The organism is Burkholderia sp. FW306-1C-G01B, from assembly GCF_058781685.1.
On sequence record NZ_JBYSWZ010000002.1, the window covers coordinates 248,991 to 264,378 of the forward strand.

The 15,388-nt window shown below is 66.5% G+C and carries 14 protein-coding genes and 1 pseudogene; 5 read left to right on the top strand and 10 right to left on the bottom strand.

The window, feature by feature from the left end; all coding sequences use genetic code 11:
* Positions 1–7 precede the first annotated feature (7 nt).
* Positions 8–1,114, bottom strand: coding sequence for a 3-deoxy-7-phosphoheptulonate synthase (locus AC3WLY_RS05430; RefSeq protein WP_175959613.1), 1,107 nt, complete (start codon positions 1,112–1,114; stop codon positions 8–10).
* Positions 1,115–1,321: 207 nt separating this feature from the next.
* Here AC3WLY_RS05430 and AC3WLY_RS05435 point away from each other — a divergent pair, with 207 nt between their 5' ends.
* Positions 1,322–1,762 carry an acyl-CoA thioesterase gene (locus AC3WLY_RS05435; RefSeq protein WP_175959614.1) on the top strand — a complete coding sequence of 147 codons (441 nt, stop codon included), beginning with the start codon at positions 1,322–1,324 and terminating at the stop codon, positions 1,760–1,762.
* 42 nt (positions 1,763–1,804) lie between these two features.
* On the opposite strand, the pseudogene AC3WLY_RS05440 reads toward AC3WLY_RS05435, so the two are convergent.
* Positions 1,805–2,011: pseudogene (locus AC3WLY_RS05440) on the bottom strand (LuxR C-terminal-related transcriptional regulator); the annotation flags it as partial.
* 322 nt (positions 2,012–2,333) lie between these two features.
* A complete protein-coding gene (locus tag AC3WLY_RS05445; RefSeq protein ID WP_105391196.1) occupies positions 2,334–3,248 on the bottom strand; it encodes a LysR family transcriptional regulator in 915 nt (304 codons plus the stop codon).
* 779 nt (positions 3,249–4,027) lie between these two features.
* Here AC3WLY_RS05445 and codB point away from each other — a divergent pair.
* From codB to AC3WLY_RS05460, 3 genes are read left to right on the top strand one after another with little or no spacing between them, the layout of a single operon-like run.
* Complete coding sequence (gene codB / locus AC3WLY_RS05450) at positions 4,028–5,323, top strand: cytosine permease (RefSeq protein ID WP_175959615.1); 1,296 nt, start codon at positions 4,028–4,030, stop codon at positions 5,321–5,323.
* A 45-nt stretch (positions 5,324–5,368) separates the two neighbouring features.
* Complete coding sequence (gene codA, locus AC3WLY_RS05455) at positions 5,369–6,622, top strand: cytosine deaminase (protein ID WP_492308142.1); 1,254 nt, start codon at positions 5,369–5,371, stop codon at positions 6,620–6,622.
* 46 nt (positions 6,623–6,668) lie between these two features.
* Entirely contained in the window at positions 6,669–7,343 is a 675-nt protein-coding gene (locus AC3WLY_RS05460; RefSeq protein ID WP_492308141.1) for a TetR/AcrR family transcriptional regulator, read from the top strand.
* 157 nt (positions 7,344–7,500) lie between these two features.
* On the opposite strand, the gene AC3WLY_RS05465 is transcribed toward AC3WLY_RS05460, so the two are convergent.
* Entirely contained in the window at positions 7,501–7,944 is a 444-nt protein-coding gene (locus AC3WLY_RS05465) for a hypothetical protein (RefSeq protein WP_492308140.1), read from the bottom strand.
* A 291-nt stretch (positions 7,945–8,235) separates the two neighbouring features.
* On the opposite strand from AC3WLY_RS05465, the gene AC3WLY_RS05470 reads away from it, so the two are divergent.
* Entirely contained in the window at positions 8,236–8,973 is a 738-nt protein-coding gene (locus AC3WLY_RS05470; protein WP_175959619.1) for a sulfite exporter TauE/SafE family protein, read from the top strand.
* Positions 8,974–9,106: 133 nt separating this feature from the next.
* On the opposite strand, the gene AC3WLY_RS05475 is transcribed toward AC3WLY_RS05470, so the two are convergent.
* The 6 genes from AC3WLY_RS05475 to ftrA form a co-directional block, all read right to left on the bottom strand.
* Positions 9,107–9,685 carry an NnrU family protein gene (locus AC3WLY_RS05475; protein ID WP_072444251.1) on the bottom strand — a complete coding sequence of 193 codons (579 nt, stop codon included), beginning with the start codon at positions 9,683–9,685 and terminating at the stop codon, positions 9,107–9,109.
* A gap of 192 nt (positions 9,686–9,877) precedes the next feature.
* On the bottom strand, positions 9,878–10,393 hold the full coding sequence (locus AC3WLY_RS05480) for a TfoX/Sxy family protein (protein ID WP_492308139.1): 516 nt from the start codon (positions 10,391–10,393) through the stop codon (positions 9,878–9,880).
* Positions 10,394–10,409: 16 nt separating this feature from the next.
* The gene (locus AC3WLY_RS05485) at positions 10,410–11,519 is read right to left on the bottom strand and encodes a malate/lactate/ureidoglycolate dehydrogenase (RefSeq protein WP_492308138.1); all 1,110 of its coding nucleotides are present in this window, start codon (positions 11,517–11,519) and stop codon (positions 10,410–10,412) included.
* Between the two features lie 61 nt (positions 11,520–11,580).
* Positions 11,581–13,035 (bottom strand): M20 family metallopeptidase, encoded by a 1,455-nt coding sequence (locus tag AC3WLY_RS05490; RefSeq protein WP_072444257.1) that lies wholly within the window; start codon positions 13,033–13,035, stop codon positions 11,581–11,583.
* Between the two features lie 79 nt (positions 13,036–13,114).
* Positions 13,115–14,185, bottom strand: coding sequence for an NAD(P)H-dependent flavin oxidoreductase (locus AC3WLY_RS05495; protein WP_492308137.1), 1,071 nt, complete (start codon positions 14,183–14,185; stop codon positions 13,115–13,117).
* 209 nt (positions 14,186–14,394) lie between these two features.
* Positions 14,395–15,357, bottom strand: a complete 963-nt coding sequence (gene ftrA / locus AC3WLY_RS05500) for a transcriptional regulator FtrA (protein ID WP_072444261.1) — start codon at positions 15,355–15,357, stop codon at positions 14,395–14,397.
* Positions 15,358–15,388: the final 31 nt, after the last annotated feature.

The following is a 15,388-nucleotide window of genomic DNA, read 5'->3' on the forward strand; positions in this document are numbered from 1 at the left end:
GCTCCTTTCAGTAAGAAGCGGCCTGCATCGCGACGGCGGCGCCGTGCGCGATGAAGCCGGCTGGCGAACGCCGCCGCGCAACCGCCGCGGCAGCCAACTGCTCGACGAGCTCGGCCGTGTGATCCCAGCCGAGACATGCGTCGGTAATGCTTTGGCCGAACACCGGCGGCGTGCCCGGCACCAGGTCCTGCCGCCCCTCGACGAGGAACGACTCGATCATCACGCCCACGATCGCGCGCTCCCCGCGATGCAGTTGCGCGGCGAGGTTGCCGCAGACGTCGATCTGCGCGCGCGTCTGCTTGCCGCTGTTGCCATGGCTCGCGTCGATCACGACATACGGGGGAAGATGCGCGTCGCGCAGCGCGGCACAGGCGGCCGCGACGCTGGCGGCGTCGTAGTTCGGGGTCTTGCCGCCGCGCAGGACGATATGCGTGTCGGGATTGCCGCGCGTGGTCGCGATTTCCACGCTGCCGGAGACGGACGACCTCAGGTAACTGTGCGACACGCGCGACGCGCGGATCGCGTCGATCGCGACCTTCACGTTGCCGTCGGTGCCGTTCTTGAAGCCGACCGGCAGGTCGAGCCCCGATGCCGCCTGGCGATGGATCTGCGATTCGGTCGTCCGTGCGCCGATCGCGCCCCAGGACACGAGGTCGTCGAGATACGGCGCGGTCATCGGATCGAGAAATTCGGTCGCGGCCGGCAGGCCCAGCGCATTGATGCCGAGCAGCACCTTGCGTGCGACGCGCAGGCCGTCCTCGATCCGGAAACTGCCGTCGAGATACGGGTCGTTCAGGAGCCCTTTCCAGCCGACCGTGGTGCGCGGCTTTTCGAAATAGACGCGCATCACGATCTCGAGCACATCGGCGTACCGCTCGCGCAGCGGCGCGAGCCGGCGCGCGAACGCCAGCGCGGCCTCCGCGTCATGGATCGAACACGGGCCGACGATCAGCGCAAGCCGGTCGTCCTCGCCCGCGATGATGCGCGCCAATGCGCGCCGCGCATCGCCGATCGACCGTGCCAGGCCGGGATCGCACGGCAATTCGGCGCGCAACCGCTGCGCACTGATCACCGCCACGCCTTGCGTCAACGCTGCCCCAACGGATTTTTCCATTTAACGCTCCACTCTCGCTGATCGGATGCCGATTTACGGAGGCAATTAGAGCGCGGTCAAATCCCCGGGGATACTGTCATTTATCTCAGAAGCATTTCACATAGTGGATATCTGTGATTTCCGACAGTATTCCGATATGCGGATCACGTCTAACTTAACTCCTGCACAAACACGTTCTCACCCGCCGTTCTGCCAAGGAGCCTGGTAATGACAAGAAAATATTTTGAAACCCGAATCGACGTGAAGTATCGGGAAACGGACGCGATGGGCCATGTGAGCAGCCCCGTCTATTACGATTATCTGCAGCACGCGTACCTGACCTACATGCACGATCTGCTCGAGCTGCCCTATTCGGAAAAGCTGCCGCACATCATGGTCAAGACCTCGTGCGAATATCTGAAGCCCGCGCAGTACGGCGATACGATCACGGTCCGCAGCAGCGTCACGCGATTCGGCTCGAAGAGCTTCGAACTGGAATACCTGATGGTGCGCGACGGGCAGGCGGACGCCGAGGATTCGGCCGACGATCATGCGGTGGTTGCGCGGGCCGTGTCCACGCACGTGATGTTCGACTACGGCAGCAAGACCACGGTGCCGGTGCCGGAAGAGTTCAGGACGCGCGTGCTGTCCTTCCAGGGCGCGATCTGATGCCGCAACCGGGGGTCCACGGACGGACGCCCCGGTGCCCGTTCATGCAAACACGATCAGGCCCATCAACACGGCTTTCACGACCGCATTGGTCTTGTTGGACGCGTTGAGCTTCACAATCGATCTCGAAATATGGAAATTGATCGTGCGCTCGGTCAAGCCGAGAATGACGCCGATCTCATACGCGGTCTTCCCTTCCGCCGCCCATCGCAACACCTCGCATTCGCGCATACTCAACGTGACATCCGCGGGAGTCGCTATATTCGCTGCAAACTGAACCATTCGTATCCCCATCCAGAATAAGACGCCAATATGTCAGATTCACGATTTCCAATGTTCACCTCAATTCACATACCCCTCGGATTGGATATTTATTATTTAAAGGCGTCACGAATGTTCGGCGAATTCAAAAGCGAAAATTGCCCTGCCTATTATCTCAAGTGTCGTCCGAACGGAATCGAGCATACCGAATCGATTTACGCTTCGGAAGATGCACGAAACGCAATATATCAATGACGTTGACGCATGCCACCAGGGTTGCATGGCGCGTCACATCGAAGCGCCCGCGCGGCTAGCGGGCGATCGCATCGGCAACGCGCGGCGCGCAGATACTGCGCACGCAATCGCGCAGCCAGCGATGCGCGGGGTCGCGATCGAAACGCGGGTGCCAGATCTGCGAGACGGTCAGGTCCGCGATCGGCAGCGGCAGCGTAAAGCTGTACATGCCGACGCGGGACCGCTCGGTCTGCCGCTCCGGCACGCTGGCGACGAAGTCCGAGCTGCGCGCGAGCGACAGCGCGGTCGGGAAGCTCGACACGACGGTGGTCACCGAACGTGCGATGCCGAGGGAATCGAGCAGCGTATCGATCGGGCCGTTGAACTGCCCGCGGCGCGACACGCCCACTTGCGGAAACGACGCGAAGCGTTGCGGCGTGATCTCGCCGGTCGCCAGCGGATGATCCGCGCGGACCACGCCGATGAAACGGTCGCGAAACAGCGCCTGCACGCGCAGCTCCGGGCCGGCCTGGCCGATCACGCCGACTTCGAGATCGATGTCGCCGTTGCGCAGCGCATCGACATGCTTGTTGGGTTTGGGCGCGAAGCGCAGCCGCACGTCGGGCGCGGTGCGCGACGCGTGTTCGAGCAGAGCCGGCGCGAACGTCTCGACGAATGCCTCGTTCGCGCGAATCGAGAACGTGCGCTTGAGCGTACTCATGTCGACCCGTTCGCACGGGCACATGACCGAATGCGCCTCCATGACGAGCGCATGCACCCTGTCGCGCAACTCGAGCGCGCGCGGGGTCGGGACGAGATCGCGCCCTGCCCGCACCAGCAACGGGTCGCCCGTCATCACCCGCAGCCGCGCAAGCGAGCGGCTGAGTGCGGACGGACTCAGGCCGAGCGCGTTGGCCGCGCCCACGACGCTGTTCTCGGACAGCAACGCGTCCAGAACGACGAGAAGATTGAGGTCGATGGAAGTCGCCATGTTGCGCCCATGCTGTACTGTCGGGACCGGCCGGCCGATGGGCCAACGGCATCGTGCCTCGGGCGTATGTGCTCCGTGATCGCGATATACCGGAAATCGGCAGTCGCGCCGCCGAGCCTGACGCACGATCGTGCGCCCGCCGAAATGGCGTGCAGTGAATGGCGGGGAGTATTCGTGCCGCTGAGAAAATCCGCTGCGGATTTATTGCACTTGTGAACGATTGTGCACCGCGCTGCAATAAATCGCAACCGGACGCGCTGCATATCCGGTTTAAATGAAACGATGCGCGCGAATGAACAATAAAACAAACCGATTCGATTGCGTCGACCCGCGCCTCGCGCACGCAAGCCGGCCGGTGAAGCAAAGCCCGCCGCGGCAAAGTCCGCGCGAGCCTCACCAGGCGCTGCGTGGCCGGGCCCGCCGGCACGGCTTCCGCGCATCGGGATCGAATACAGAACTTTTAGACTCTTCTATTGACTTTCACACCGATATTCCGCTTTGTCGCGCATGCGTTTCACGAAACAAATCCCGATCGGGCGATTCACGCAGGTCTTCCCGCGATCCGAGAAAACCCGCTTGATTGTCCGGCACGCCCCTTTCGCGACTCGATCGGCATTTCACTCAGTCCGGTGATGTTTCGCCCCATCCGCCCGTCCCAAATTTTACGATCGTGAAAATTTTGGCCGGAGAGAATGACGCGCTGAAACAGAGCGTCATCTGTCCACACATCGCCCTCGCAAACCCTTTCGGACCCAACCCAATCGCTGACGGGAGCCCAGATGCCCACGAACCAGGATTCACGCCCGACGGACGAATCGGATCACGGAGAATTCTCGCTAAGCGAAGTCCCGCTCGAGAAACGCACCGGATTCCTGTCCATCACGATGGTGTTGTTGAGTTTCACGTTCTTCACCGGAACGATGTTTGCCGGCGGCAAGATCGGCGTCGCCTTCGACGTCGTCGGCATGATCCAGATCGCCGTGATCGGAAACCTGTTGCTCGCCGCCTATGCGGCGTCGCTCGCGCTGATTGCCGCCCGCAGCGGCCTGAATGCCGTGCTGATGGGGCGCTTCTGCTTCGGGGAAATCGGCAGCAAGCTGTCCGATTTTCTGCTCGGCTTCGCCGAACTCGGCTGGTACGCATGGGGAACCGCCACGGTGGCCGTCGTATTGGTCAAGCTGCTCGGGTGGCCGGCCTCCGTTACCACGCCGCTGATGATCCTCTTCGGCTTCGGATTTTCCATCACGGCCATCATCGGATATCGCGGCATGGATGTGCTGTCGCGCGTCTCCGTGCCGTTGATGTTCGTGCTTCTGATGACGTCGATGTGGATCGCCACCCGCGATATCGGCGGCTGGGCCGGCCTCACGCACGTCGTGCCGTCTCATCCGATGCAGTTCTCGGCGGCCGTGACGATGGTCATCGGCACCTTTGCCAGCGGCGCCACCCAGGCAACCAACTGGACGCGCCTCGCACGCAGCGCGCGCAGCGCCGTGTGGGCAAGCATGATCGGATTCTTCGCGGGCAACGGCCTGATGATCGTCGCGGGCGCATACTGTGCAATCGTCTATCAGCAAGCCGACATCGTCGAGGTGATGATGCTGCAAGGCCTGTCGATCGCAGCGGTCGTGATGCTGTGCGTCAATCTCTGGACCATCCAGGGGCCGACGATGTACAACGTGGCGGCCGCCGGATGCCATCTGCTGCGCACCGAACGGCGCCGCACGCTCGTCCTCGTGGGCGCGGCGATCGGCATCGTGCTCGCGGTCGGCGGGATGTACGAGTTGCTGATTCCGTTCCTGGTGCTGCTCGGCTCGATCATTCCTCCCGTCGGCGGCGTGATCATGGCGGACTACTGGTACCGCCATCGCGGGACATACCCGTCGCTTGCCACCGCCCGCCTGCCGCGCTTCAATCCGGTCGGTCTGGCCGCGTATGCGATCGGCGCCATACTCGCCTATACATCGCCGTGGATCGCACCGATCGTCGGCATCGCGGCGTCCGCCGCCGCCTACATCGCGCTGCTGCAGATTTCCCGTGCGTTCTCTCGCGAACCGTCCGTCCAGGGTGAATGATTTCGCTTCACGCCCGCCCGGACCCCACGAACAAAAGGAATCCTCATGAAAATCGTCAACGCCAGATTGCGCGGCCATAGCGGCCTCTTCACGATAGACATCGATACGGACACGATTCGCGGCATCGACCTCCAGCCATCGCCGCTGACGCCGCAAGGAGACGACGTCATCGATGCAGGCAGCAATCTCGTCATCCCGCCGCTGGTCGAGCCGCATATCCATCTGGATGCGACGCTGACCGCCGGCGAGCCCGAGTGGAACATGAGCGGCACGCTGTTCGAAGGCATCGAGCGGTGGGGCCAGCGCAAGGCCACCATTACGCATGACGATACGAAAGCCCGCGCCCACACCACGATCGGGATGCTGCGCGACAACGGCATCCAGCACGTGCGCACGCATGTGGACGTCACCGATCACACGCTTGCCGCATTGAAAGCGATGCTCGAGGTCAGGGACGAGGCGCGCGATCTGATCGACCTGCAGATCGTCGCCTTCCCTCAGGAAGGCATCGAATCGTTCGAGAACGGACGTGCGCTGATGGAGCGCGCGATCGAAATGGGCGCCGACGTCGTCGGCGGCATTCCGCATTTCGAGAACACCCGCGATCAGGGCGTGAGCTCCATCAAGTTCCTGATGGATCTCGCGGAACGCAAGGGCTGCCTGGTCGATGTCCATTGCGACGAGACCGACGATCCGCATTCGCGCTTCCTGGAGGTGCTAGCCGAGGAAGCGCGGGTTCACGGGATGGGCGCGCGCGTCACCGCCAGCCACACGACCGCCATGGGTTCCTACGACAACGCTTACTGCTCGAAGCTGTTCCGCTTGCTGAAACGGTCGGGAATCCATTTTGTATCGTGTCCGACCGAAAGCATCCACCTGCAGGGACGTTTCGACACCTTCCCGAAACGACGCGGCATTACGCGGGTGGCGGAACTCGATCGCGCCGGCATCAACGTGTGCTTCGGACAGGATTCGATCAAGGATCCGTGGTATCCCGTCGGCAACGGCAACATCCTGCGCATCCTCGACGTCGGCCTGCACGTGTGTCACATGCTCGGTTATGACGACCTGCAGCGATGCCTCGACTTCGTCACGGAGCACAGCGCACATGCGATGTCGCTGGGCGATCGTTATGGCATCGCCGTCGGGCGGCCGGCCAATCTGCTGATCCTCGATGCCGATTGCGACTATGAAGTGATACGCAAGCAGGCAAAGGTGCGAATGTCGCTCCGCGCCGGGAAGGTCATCATGCAGCGCGCGCCGGAACGCATCACCTATCCTGAAGCGGGCACGCGTTGAGCGGGCAACGACGACGCTGGTCCGACATGCTGGTGGAAGAAAAGCGATGAACCCGTCCGGGCCGATTGCAGGAACGCCCGCCCGGCCCCACGGCCGGCGGGAAGCGCTGCGCGACACGCTCGAGGCGGCCATTCTCGCCGCTGCCGAACAATCGTTTTCCACGTACGGTTTCGAGGGGAGTTCCGTTGCGACGATCGCGGCGGCCGCCGGCTTGTCGAAGCAGAACCTGATGTACTACTTCCCCACGAAACTGGCGCTCTACAAACGCGTGCTGGACGACGTATTGCGCGACTGGCTGGGCAGGATGCGGGAGTTTGCGGCGCCCGATCGCGAGCCCGCGGAAGCGATGTCGGCCTATATCCGGGCCAAGCTCGAATTCTCCAGAAATCGCCCGCATGGATCGCGGGTTTTTGCGCTGGAAATCATCGGCAGGCCAAAGACCTACGGAAAGGAAATCCGCAAGCAACTGATTCCGGTGTTGCGCGACGACATCCGGGTGCTCGAACGCTGGATCGACGAAGGCAAGGTCAGGCAGGTCGAAACGGAGCACCTGTTCTTCCTGATCTGGGCAGCCACGCAAGCGTATGCGGATTTCGCTCTCCAGATGCTGCTGGTGCTCGGCAAGCGCACGCTGGGAAGCGACGATTTCGACGCGGCTTACCGCACCATCTCGAGCCTGGTGCTCAACGCGCTGATCACCGAAGACGGAATGACCGCTTGACCGCCTCCGTCGCCACATGCGCGGCGATCACGGAGGCATGCCCTGCCCCGGCACCATCAGCGCTCGCCGGGGAGGTGCGGGTCGACGTCGCGCGATGTGCGCTTCGCCGTCGTGCGCTCGCCGCTCGCCCCGCTGCGGCTTGCCGGCGAACCGCCGGTCAGTCGTCGTGCTTGTAGCGCTTCTTGTTCTTGTGCTTGTGCTTGTTGCCGTGGTAATGATCGTTGGAGCGCGAGTTGTTGCGCGACACGTGGCCGCCCAGCGCCGCACCCGCGCCGCCGCCCACCGCGGCGCCGACGAGGCTGCCGGCCGTGCCGCCCATCGCGTTGCCCGCAGCGGCGCCCGCGCCGCCCCCCAGTGCGCCGCCGACGACGGCACCCGTGCGTTCGCGTTTGTTCGACGTCACCGCACCGCCCGCGCCACCGCCCACGGCCCCGCCGATGATCGCGCCCGTGCTTCCGCCAACCGCGTTGCCGACCGCCGCGCCCGCGACGCCACCCAGCGCGCCGCCCAGTGCATTGTTCGCGTCGCCTGCCACGGCAGGCAGCGACGCCATCGCCGTCGCACCAACCACCACTGCCATCCCCGCCAATTTCTTCAGCATCTGCCTGCCCTTTCCGCTTTATGAGATATCGATGGGCGAATCTAGCATCTTTCCGTTAAGCCCATCGTAATGAAGCGTTAAATCGAGCTTTTCCTGACCGGAATCGCCGCCAAGCGGAATCCGGCCGGCACGTTCGCCCCCGCCACGACGCGACGGACGTTCCGCATCGGCTCCCCGGATGCCCCCGGCGTTCTTCCTTCCCACGCCCGCGATCCTGCATTACCATCTTGCGTCCGCCGCGCCTGCCCGCCTCAGGCAAGCGAGCCCAGCCACCTCCCCGTTTCCGCACCGATGCTCGCCCTCGTCATCCTCGCCGGCCTTTGGGCCGGCCTGCAGAACACCCTCGCCGGCGGCGGTTCGTTCGTCACGCTGCCCGCGCTGATCGTGTCGGGCATGTCGCCGCTCGCGGCGAACATCACGTCGACGGTCGCGCTGTTTCCCGCGCAGGTCACGACGGGCTGGGCGAGCCGAAACATGGTGCGCGGCGCGGGCAAGCTGTCGTTTCGCGCGCTGTTCGCGATCAGTGTCGTCGGCGGCGCGCTCGGCGGGCTGCTATTGCTGAAGACGCCTTCGTCGATCTTCTCGCGCCTCGTGCCGTGGCTCGTGCTGTTCGCGACGATCGTGTTCGCGTGGGGCAGCTTTTTCCGCAAGCCGAGCGAAGGCACCGCACACCTCGGTACCGTCCCCGCCGCGATCTCGCAGTTCATGATCGCGATCTACGGCGGCTACTTCGGCGGCGGGCTCGGCTTCCTGATGATGGCCACGCTGACGATGGCCGGCCTGTCGCCGCGTCACGCGATGTCGACGAAGAACGCGCTCGCGGGCGTGATGAACGCATCGGCCGTCGTGCTGTTCCTGACGTCACCGCAGTTGCATTGGGGCGCGGCACTCGCGCTCGGCGGCGGCGCGATCGTCGGCGGGCTGCTCGGCACGTGGGCGCTGCATCGCGTGAACGAACGCGTGCTGCGGATCGGGATCGTCTGCATCGGCGCGTTGCTCACCGTCGGGTTGTTCGTCAAGCCGATCTGATACACGCACGCCGTTGCCGCCGCTGCGGCAGTCATTCCGGTTCAACGCCCGCGGCCCGGCACAAAGCGATCCTGCTCGGCGCGATGCTCGACGATTTCCTGCCGTGGCTGCCGGGCCGGGCCGGCGCGGGCGTTCAGCCGAACGGCCGCACGCCGATCAGCGGGCCATGCAGGAACAGCGCGAACACGGCCCACACGACGAGCCCGGCCACGATCGTCACCGCGTCGCCCGACAGCTTGCCGGCCGGATAACGAACGCCGTCGCGGCGATCGCGCGTACGCGACACGACGAAATCGACGAGCGCCCACACGAAGAACGCGCCGAACAGCACGACCGCGTGCACCGTGCCGTTCATGAGCAGGTGCGCAACCGCCCAGACCATCACGCCGGCCAGCATCGGATGCCCGACGAGCGTCTTGACGCGGTTCGCAGGCACATACGACGCGGCGATCAGCACGAACGCGACTGCGGTCAGCATGCCGGTGAGGTGGCGCACGCCGACGGGCGACACCCACAAGAGCGCCGCGCCCTCGCGCGCTATTCCGTAACCGCGGACGATCAGCACGAAGCCGACGATCGACGCGACCGCATAGCCGGCCTTCCAGCCTTTCTCGCCGATTCGCGCGATCATCGCGGAGCGCCAGCCGTCGGCGACGATCCGGATCGAGTGCACACCGAGGAAGATCGCTAAACCGAGAATCAGGACGAGCATCGGCTGTCTCCGTCTGGAATGATGAGTGGGGGAGCGTGCCGCGCGGCGTACGATGCGCCGTTCGCGGAGCCGGCGGCGAGGCCGGCGCGGGTCGCGCGCGGGCACGAGCGCGATCCGCGCCGATCATAAACGCCGGGGCCGCCGTTGTGAAGCATGCAGAAATCGCGAAGCCGTTGCTTCACGCGATCGACACTAGGATTTCTTACGTGTCGGTGACGATTTCGAAGCCGGTTTGGGTGCCGTTTCCGGTGACGGCTTTGCAGTCCGTTGCGATGCCGGCTTCGATTTCCGCGCCGTCGTCGGTTTCGACGCGGGTTTCGGCGCTGTCTTCGATACCGTCTTCGTCACCGCCCTCGCCTTGCGCTTCGGCGGCCCCGCCAGCAGTGCCGCGCGATACGCGCCGCGACACCAGTCGAACAGCGCGCCCGCATCCTCGAGCACGTCGGCCGGCGTCTCGTAGTAGCCCTCGAGCGCGACGGTACGCGTGCGTCCCGAATACGAGAACGGCCCCATCCCCGCCGCGACGAACGCCGGACGGCTCACGTCGTCCACACGCAGGAACAGCGACCCGCGCGCCAGGAAGCCGAACATCACGCCGTCGAGCCGCAGCGCAGCACCGCTGAAAAAACGCGTGACTTCGATATGGCCGAGGCTCGCGATCTGGTACGCGATCTCCTCGCCGTGCGCCTTGTCCGCCTGCCAGCTCATCGGCCGCCCTTGTCCATCAAGCGGCGCCGATACAGCGCTGCGTCCACGCATCGAGCGCCGCGTCGTCGAAGCCGACCACCGCCGCGCTGTCGCGAATCTGCCGCCACGTCGCGCGATCGACCTGAATGCCGCCGGCGCCGCGCGCGGCGCGGCTCGCCTCTTCCGGCTCGCCGGGCACCTGCACCGGCGCATCGCCCGCCTGCGGCGACGCCTTCGCCCATGCGACGAACGCATCGGCTTCGCGCTCGGCATCGGCCGCGTCGAACGCTTTCGGATCGATCAGCACCGACAGCATCCCGTTCACGATCGCGCTCGTCTTCTGCAGCGTATCGCCGTACGTCGTATGCCCGCCGACGAGCGCGCCGCCAAAGATCTCGCACATCGTCGCGAGCGCATAGCCCTTGTGCAGCCCGAACGGCAGCAGCGCGCCGAACGGCTGCTCGTGCATCACGGCCGGATCGTCGGTCGGCTGGCCGCGATGGTCGATCAGCGACCCGGCCGGCACGCGCTTGCCCTGGTTGTGCGCGACGCGCGTCTTGCCGTACGCGATCGCGCTCGTCGCGAAATCGAGCAGCAGCGGCGGCCGGCCCGCACGCGGATACGCGGCGCAGAACGGGTTCGTGCCGAAGCGCGGATCGGTGCCGTGCAGCGGCGCGACCAGCAGGTCGCCCGGCACGTTGACGAAATGGAACGACACGAGCCCCGAGCGCGCGCACTGCTCGGCCCAGTGCCCGATGCGGCCGAGGTGATGCACGTCGCGCAGCCCGATCGCGCAGATGCCCATGCGCCGCGCGCGCTCGATTCCCTCGACCATCGCCTCGAACGCGATCACCTGGCCGAAGCCGCGGCCGCCGTCGATCGTCAGCACCGCGCCGCCGTCGCGGACGATCGACGCGTGCCCGTTCAGCTGCAACTGCCCTTCCCGCCACGACGCGACGTAGTTCGGGATCATCCCGATCCCGTGCGAATCGTGGCCCGCGAGATTCGCGCCGACCAGATGATCGGCGACGAGCCGCGCTTCGCGCTCGCTGCTGCCGGCCCGCTCCCAGAGTGCCGCGACGAATGCATGCAGCGGTTCGGCGCGCATGCGCAGCGGTTCGGTATCGGGCGTCGGCAGTGCGGTCATCGGCAGGGTTCCGTCAGGTCGGATCGGGTTGGGCAATCGGGACGTCGAACGGCCGCGACGATCAGCGCGCGGTCGCGATCACGTCGGCAACCGCCGCGGTCAGCTTCTTCGCGTACGGCACGTGCAGGAACTCGTTCGGCCCGTGCGCGTTCGACTTCGGCCCGAGCACGCCGCACACCATGAACTGCGCGGACGGGAAGCCTTCCTGCAGCACGTTCATCAGCGGGATCGTGCCGCCGAGGCCCATGTACGCGCAGTCCGCGCCGAAATGGCGGCGCGACGCGGCGTCGAGCGACGACGCGAGCCACGGCGCGAGATCCGGCGCGCTCCAGCCCGTCGCGGCGCCCGCGTCCGGCTTGAACGTGACCTTCGCGTTGTACGGCGGATCGAGTTCGAGCAGTTCCTTCAGCTGCTGCACGGCCTGCGCGGCATCGACGAGCGGCGGCAGGCGCAGCGACAGCTTGAACGCGGTGCGCGGACGCAGCACGTTGCCCGCATCGGCGAGCGCAGGCATGCCGGCCGCGCCCGTCACCGACAGCGACGGACGCCACGTCGAATTCAGCAGCGCCTCGCGCGGATCGGTCGTGGTCGGCAGCACCGGCTTGCCGTCCGCGCCGCACGCCCACGGCAGCCCCTTCCATACTGCATCGCCGAGGATCGCGGCGGCCGCGTCGGCTTCGCGCACGCGGCTCGACGGGATCTCGCAATGGAACACGCCCGGCAGCAGGTTGCCGTTCTTCGCGTCCTCGAGACGCTCGAACAACTGGCGCATCACGCGGAAGCTCGACGGCGCGATGCCGCCGTAGACGCCCGAGTGGATGCCTTCTTCCAGCACCTCGACCTGCAGGTCGCCGGACACGAGCCCGCGCAGCGACGTGGTGAGCCACATCTGGTCGTAGTTGCCCGCGCCCGAATCGAGACACACCACGAGCGACACCTGGCCGAGCCGGTCGCGCAGCGCGTCGACATACGGCAGCAGGTCGTAGCTGCCCGATTCCTCGCAGGTCTCGATCAGGCCGACGCAGCGCGGCCGTTCGATGCCCTGCTCGTCGAGCGCGCCGAGCGCCGCGAGGCTCGCGTAGATCGCATAACCGTCGTCCGCGCCGCCGCGGCCGTAAAGCTTGCCGTTCTCGAACTTCGGCGTCCACGGGCCGAGGTCCGCGCGCCAGCCGTCGAATTCGGGCTGCTTGTCGAGGTGGCCGTACAGCAGGATCGTGTCGGTGCTGCCCGAGCGCGTGGCCGGCGATTCGAAGAAGATCACCGGCGTGCGGCCCGGCAAGCGCACGATCTCGAGCTTCAGGCCCTTCACGGGCTGGCGTTCGGCCCACTGCGCGGCATCGGTGACGACGCGCTCGAGATAACCGCGCTTCTCCCAGTCGGGATCGAACGCGGGGCTCTTCGCGGGGATCGCGATGTAGTCGGTCAGTGCGTGGAGGATTTCATCGTTCCACTTGCGCTCGATGAAGGTAACGAGCTTGTCATGGTCGAGGACGGGGGTAGTGTCGACGGAGGTCATGGTGGGGGCCGGGATCGGGCTGACGAAAATCCAGATCATACGCCGTTGATCCGCCGTCCGCGCCCCCTTCCGCGTGCGTTCAGACCGCGTGCGGGAACGCGTCGCGCAGCCCCGCCGCGCACGCGAGCGCGTCGTCCCACAGGCGCCGCGTCAGTTCGCCGGCATCCTCTTCGCGCGCGAGCGCCGCGGCCTCGCCCGACCACAGCAGCGAGAAATCGTCGCGGCCCTGCCGCTCGAACGCACCGCGCAGCGGTTCGACCGCGGCCGTCGCGAGCGGGAACGCGGGTGCGAGCGCGCTCATCGGCCCCTGCTCGCGCATGAAGCGCGTCAGCAGCCCGCGCGCGGGGCGGCCCGTGTACAGGTTGGTCACGCGCGTGCCGTCGTCGTGCGCGGCACGTATCGCCGCGCGATGCTGCGCCGAGCGGCCGGCCTGCGGTGTCAGCAGGAAGCCGGTGCCGATCTGCACCGCACGCGCGCCGAGCGCGAACGCGGCCGCGATGCCCCGCCCGTCGGCGATCGCGCCGGCCGCGATCACCGGCGCGCGCACCGCGTCGACGATCTGCGGCAGCAACGCGAACAGGCCCGGTTGCGCGTGGATGTCGTCGGTCAGGAACATCCCGCGATGGCCGCCAGCCTCCGCGCCCTGCGCGACGATCGCGTCGACGCCGCGCGCATCGAGCCAGCGCGCTTCCTCGACGGTCGTTGCGGACGAAACGACCAGCGCGCCGGTGCGCCGCACGCGGTCGAGCAGCATGTCGCCCGGCAGCCCGAAATGGAAGCTCACGACGGCCGGCCGCAACTCCTCGACGACCGCGCACATCGCATCGTCGAACGGCGCGCGGCCTGGGCCGACCTTCACGTCGGCCGGATCGAGCCCGGCTTCCGCGTAGTAGCCGGCGAGCGAGGCGCGCCAGCGCGCGTCGACCTCCGCGTCGGGCGCCGGCGGCGTATGGCAGAAGAAGTTCACGTTGAACGGCGCGGGCGTGCGCGCCCGGATCGCCGCGATCTCGTCGCGCAGTTGCTGCGGGCCGAGCGCCGCGCACGCGAGCGAACCGAGCCCGCCGGCTTCGCAAACCGCGATCGCGAGCGGGCTCAGCGAACCGACCATCGGGGCCTGGATCAGCGGCAAACGGGAGGGCAGCATCGTCATTGAAATCACCCTTCGGAAGAAATTGTTGTCGCGCGCGCCGGCGGCGCACTTCCAATGCACCCCAGTATGACTTGTGCTTCCCCGGCTTCGCGCACGACACGCACGACACGCACGGCGTCGAAATCGAGGACGATGTTTACCTGATCGCGTGTATCCGGCAAGCCAGGCGCGATACGAACACGCGCCGAGCGTGCTCGGTCGGGCGCCCGCTATCTTCCGCCGCGATCCATCCCGCGCCGGTACGCGGCCGGGCTCGTCGCCGCGACGCGCCGGAAATGCCGGCGCAACGATTCCTCGGAGCCGAACCCCGCGCGCGCCGCGACCTGCGCGAGCGGCAGCGCGGGTTGCGCTTCGAGCATGTCCTTCGCGACGTTCACGCGTTCGCGGATCAGCCACGCGAGCGGCGACATCCCCGTCGCATCCGCGAACTGGCGCTGCAGCGTACGCGTACTCATCGCGGCCTGCGCGGCGAGCGACGCGAGCGTGTGCGGCTCGGCCGCGTGCGCGCGCATCCAGTCGATCAGCTTCGCGAGCCGGTCGCTGCCGCCCGGCGCGACCGGACGCGGCACGAACTGCGCCTGGCCGCCGTCGCGATGCGGCGGCAGCACGAGGCGTTGCGCGACACGGTTCGCGATGGCGCCGCCGTGATCGCGGCGCACCAGATGCAGCAGCATGTCGAGCCCCGCCGCCGAACCGGCCGACGTGACGATCTGCCCTTCGTCGACGTACAGCGCATCGGGATTCACGCGCAGCGCCGGGTAACGCGCCTGCAGGCGCTGCGCGTAACGCCAGTGCGTCGTCACGGTGAGCCCGTCGAGCACGCCGGCCGCCGCCAGCACGAACACGCCCGAACAGATCGAACAGAGCCGCGCGCCGCGCCGATGCGCGGCCCGCAGCTTCTTCAGCAGCGGCTCCGGCGGCAGTTCGTCCGGATCGCGCCAGCCGGGAATCACGATGGTGTCCGCGCGATCGAGCGTCGCGAGCCGGTACGGCGCGGCGACCGTGATGCCGCCCGCCGCGCGCACGGGCCCCGGCTCGCTCGCGCACACCGCGAAGCGATACCAGTCGACCCCGAGTTCGGGGCGTTCGAGTGCGAACAGTTCGACCACGCAGCCGAATTCGAACGTGCAGAGGCGATCGTAGGCGAGCGCGACGACGAGATGATTGTGCATGGCGCGATGTTACCGGAACTTGTCGATCGCG

Bases quoted from the DNA above. Each gene is read 5' to 3' on its own strand.
- AC3WLY_RS05430 (WP_175959613.1), bottom strand. From the start codon at position 1,114: ATGGAAAAATCCGTTGGGGCAGCGTTGACGCAAGGCGTGGCGGTGATC.
- AC3WLY_RS05435 (WP_175959614.1), top strand. From the start codon at position 1,322: ATGACAAGAAAATATTTTGAAACCCGAATCGACGTGAAGTATCGGGAA.
- AC3WLY_RS05445 (WP_105391196.1), bottom strand. From the start codon at position 3,248: ATGGCGACTTCCATCGACCTCAATCTTCTCGTCGTTCTGGACGCGTTG.
- codB (WP_175959615.1), top strand. From the start codon at position 4,028: ATGCCCACGAACCAGGATTCACGCCCGACGGACGAATCGGATCACGGA.
- codA (WP_492308142.1), top strand. From the start codon at position 5,369: ATGAAAATCGTCAACGCCAGATTGCGCGGCCATAGCGGCCTCTTCACG.
- AC3WLY_RS05460 (WP_492308141.1), top strand. From the start codon at position 6,669: ATGAACCCGTCCGGGCCGATTGCAGGAACGCCCGCCCGGCCCCACGGC.
- AC3WLY_RS05465 (WP_492308140.1), bottom strand. From the start codon at position 7,944: ATGCTGAAGAAATTGGCGGGGATGGCAGTGGTGGTTGGTGCGACGGCG.
- AC3WLY_RS05470 (WP_175959619.1), top strand. From the start codon at position 8,236: ATGCTCGCCCTCGTCATCCTCGCCGGCCTTTGGGCCGGCCTGCAGAAC.
- AC3WLY_RS05475 (WP_072444251.1), bottom strand. From the start codon at position 9,685: ATGCTCGTCCTGATTCTCGGTTTAGCGATCTTCCTCGGTGTGCACTCG.
- AC3WLY_RS05480 (WP_492308139.1), bottom strand. From the start codon at position 10,393: ATGAGCTGGCAGGCGGACAAGGCGCACGGCGAGGAGATCGCGTACCAG.
- AC3WLY_RS05485 (WP_492308138.1), bottom strand. From the start codon at position 11,519: ATGACCGCACTGCCGACGCCCGATACCGAACCGCTGCGCATGCGCGCC.
- AC3WLY_RS05490 (WP_072444257.1), bottom strand. From the start codon at position 13,035: ATGACCTCCGTCGACACTACCCCCGTCCTCGACCATGACAAGCTCGTT.
- AC3WLY_RS05495 (WP_492308137.1), bottom strand. From the start codon at position 14,185: ATGACGATGCTGCCCTCCCGTTTGCCGCTGATCCAGGCCCCGATGGTC.
- ftrA (WP_072444261.1), bottom strand. From the start codon at position 15,357: ATGCACAATCATCTCGTCGTCGCGCTCGCCTACGATCGCCTCTGCACG.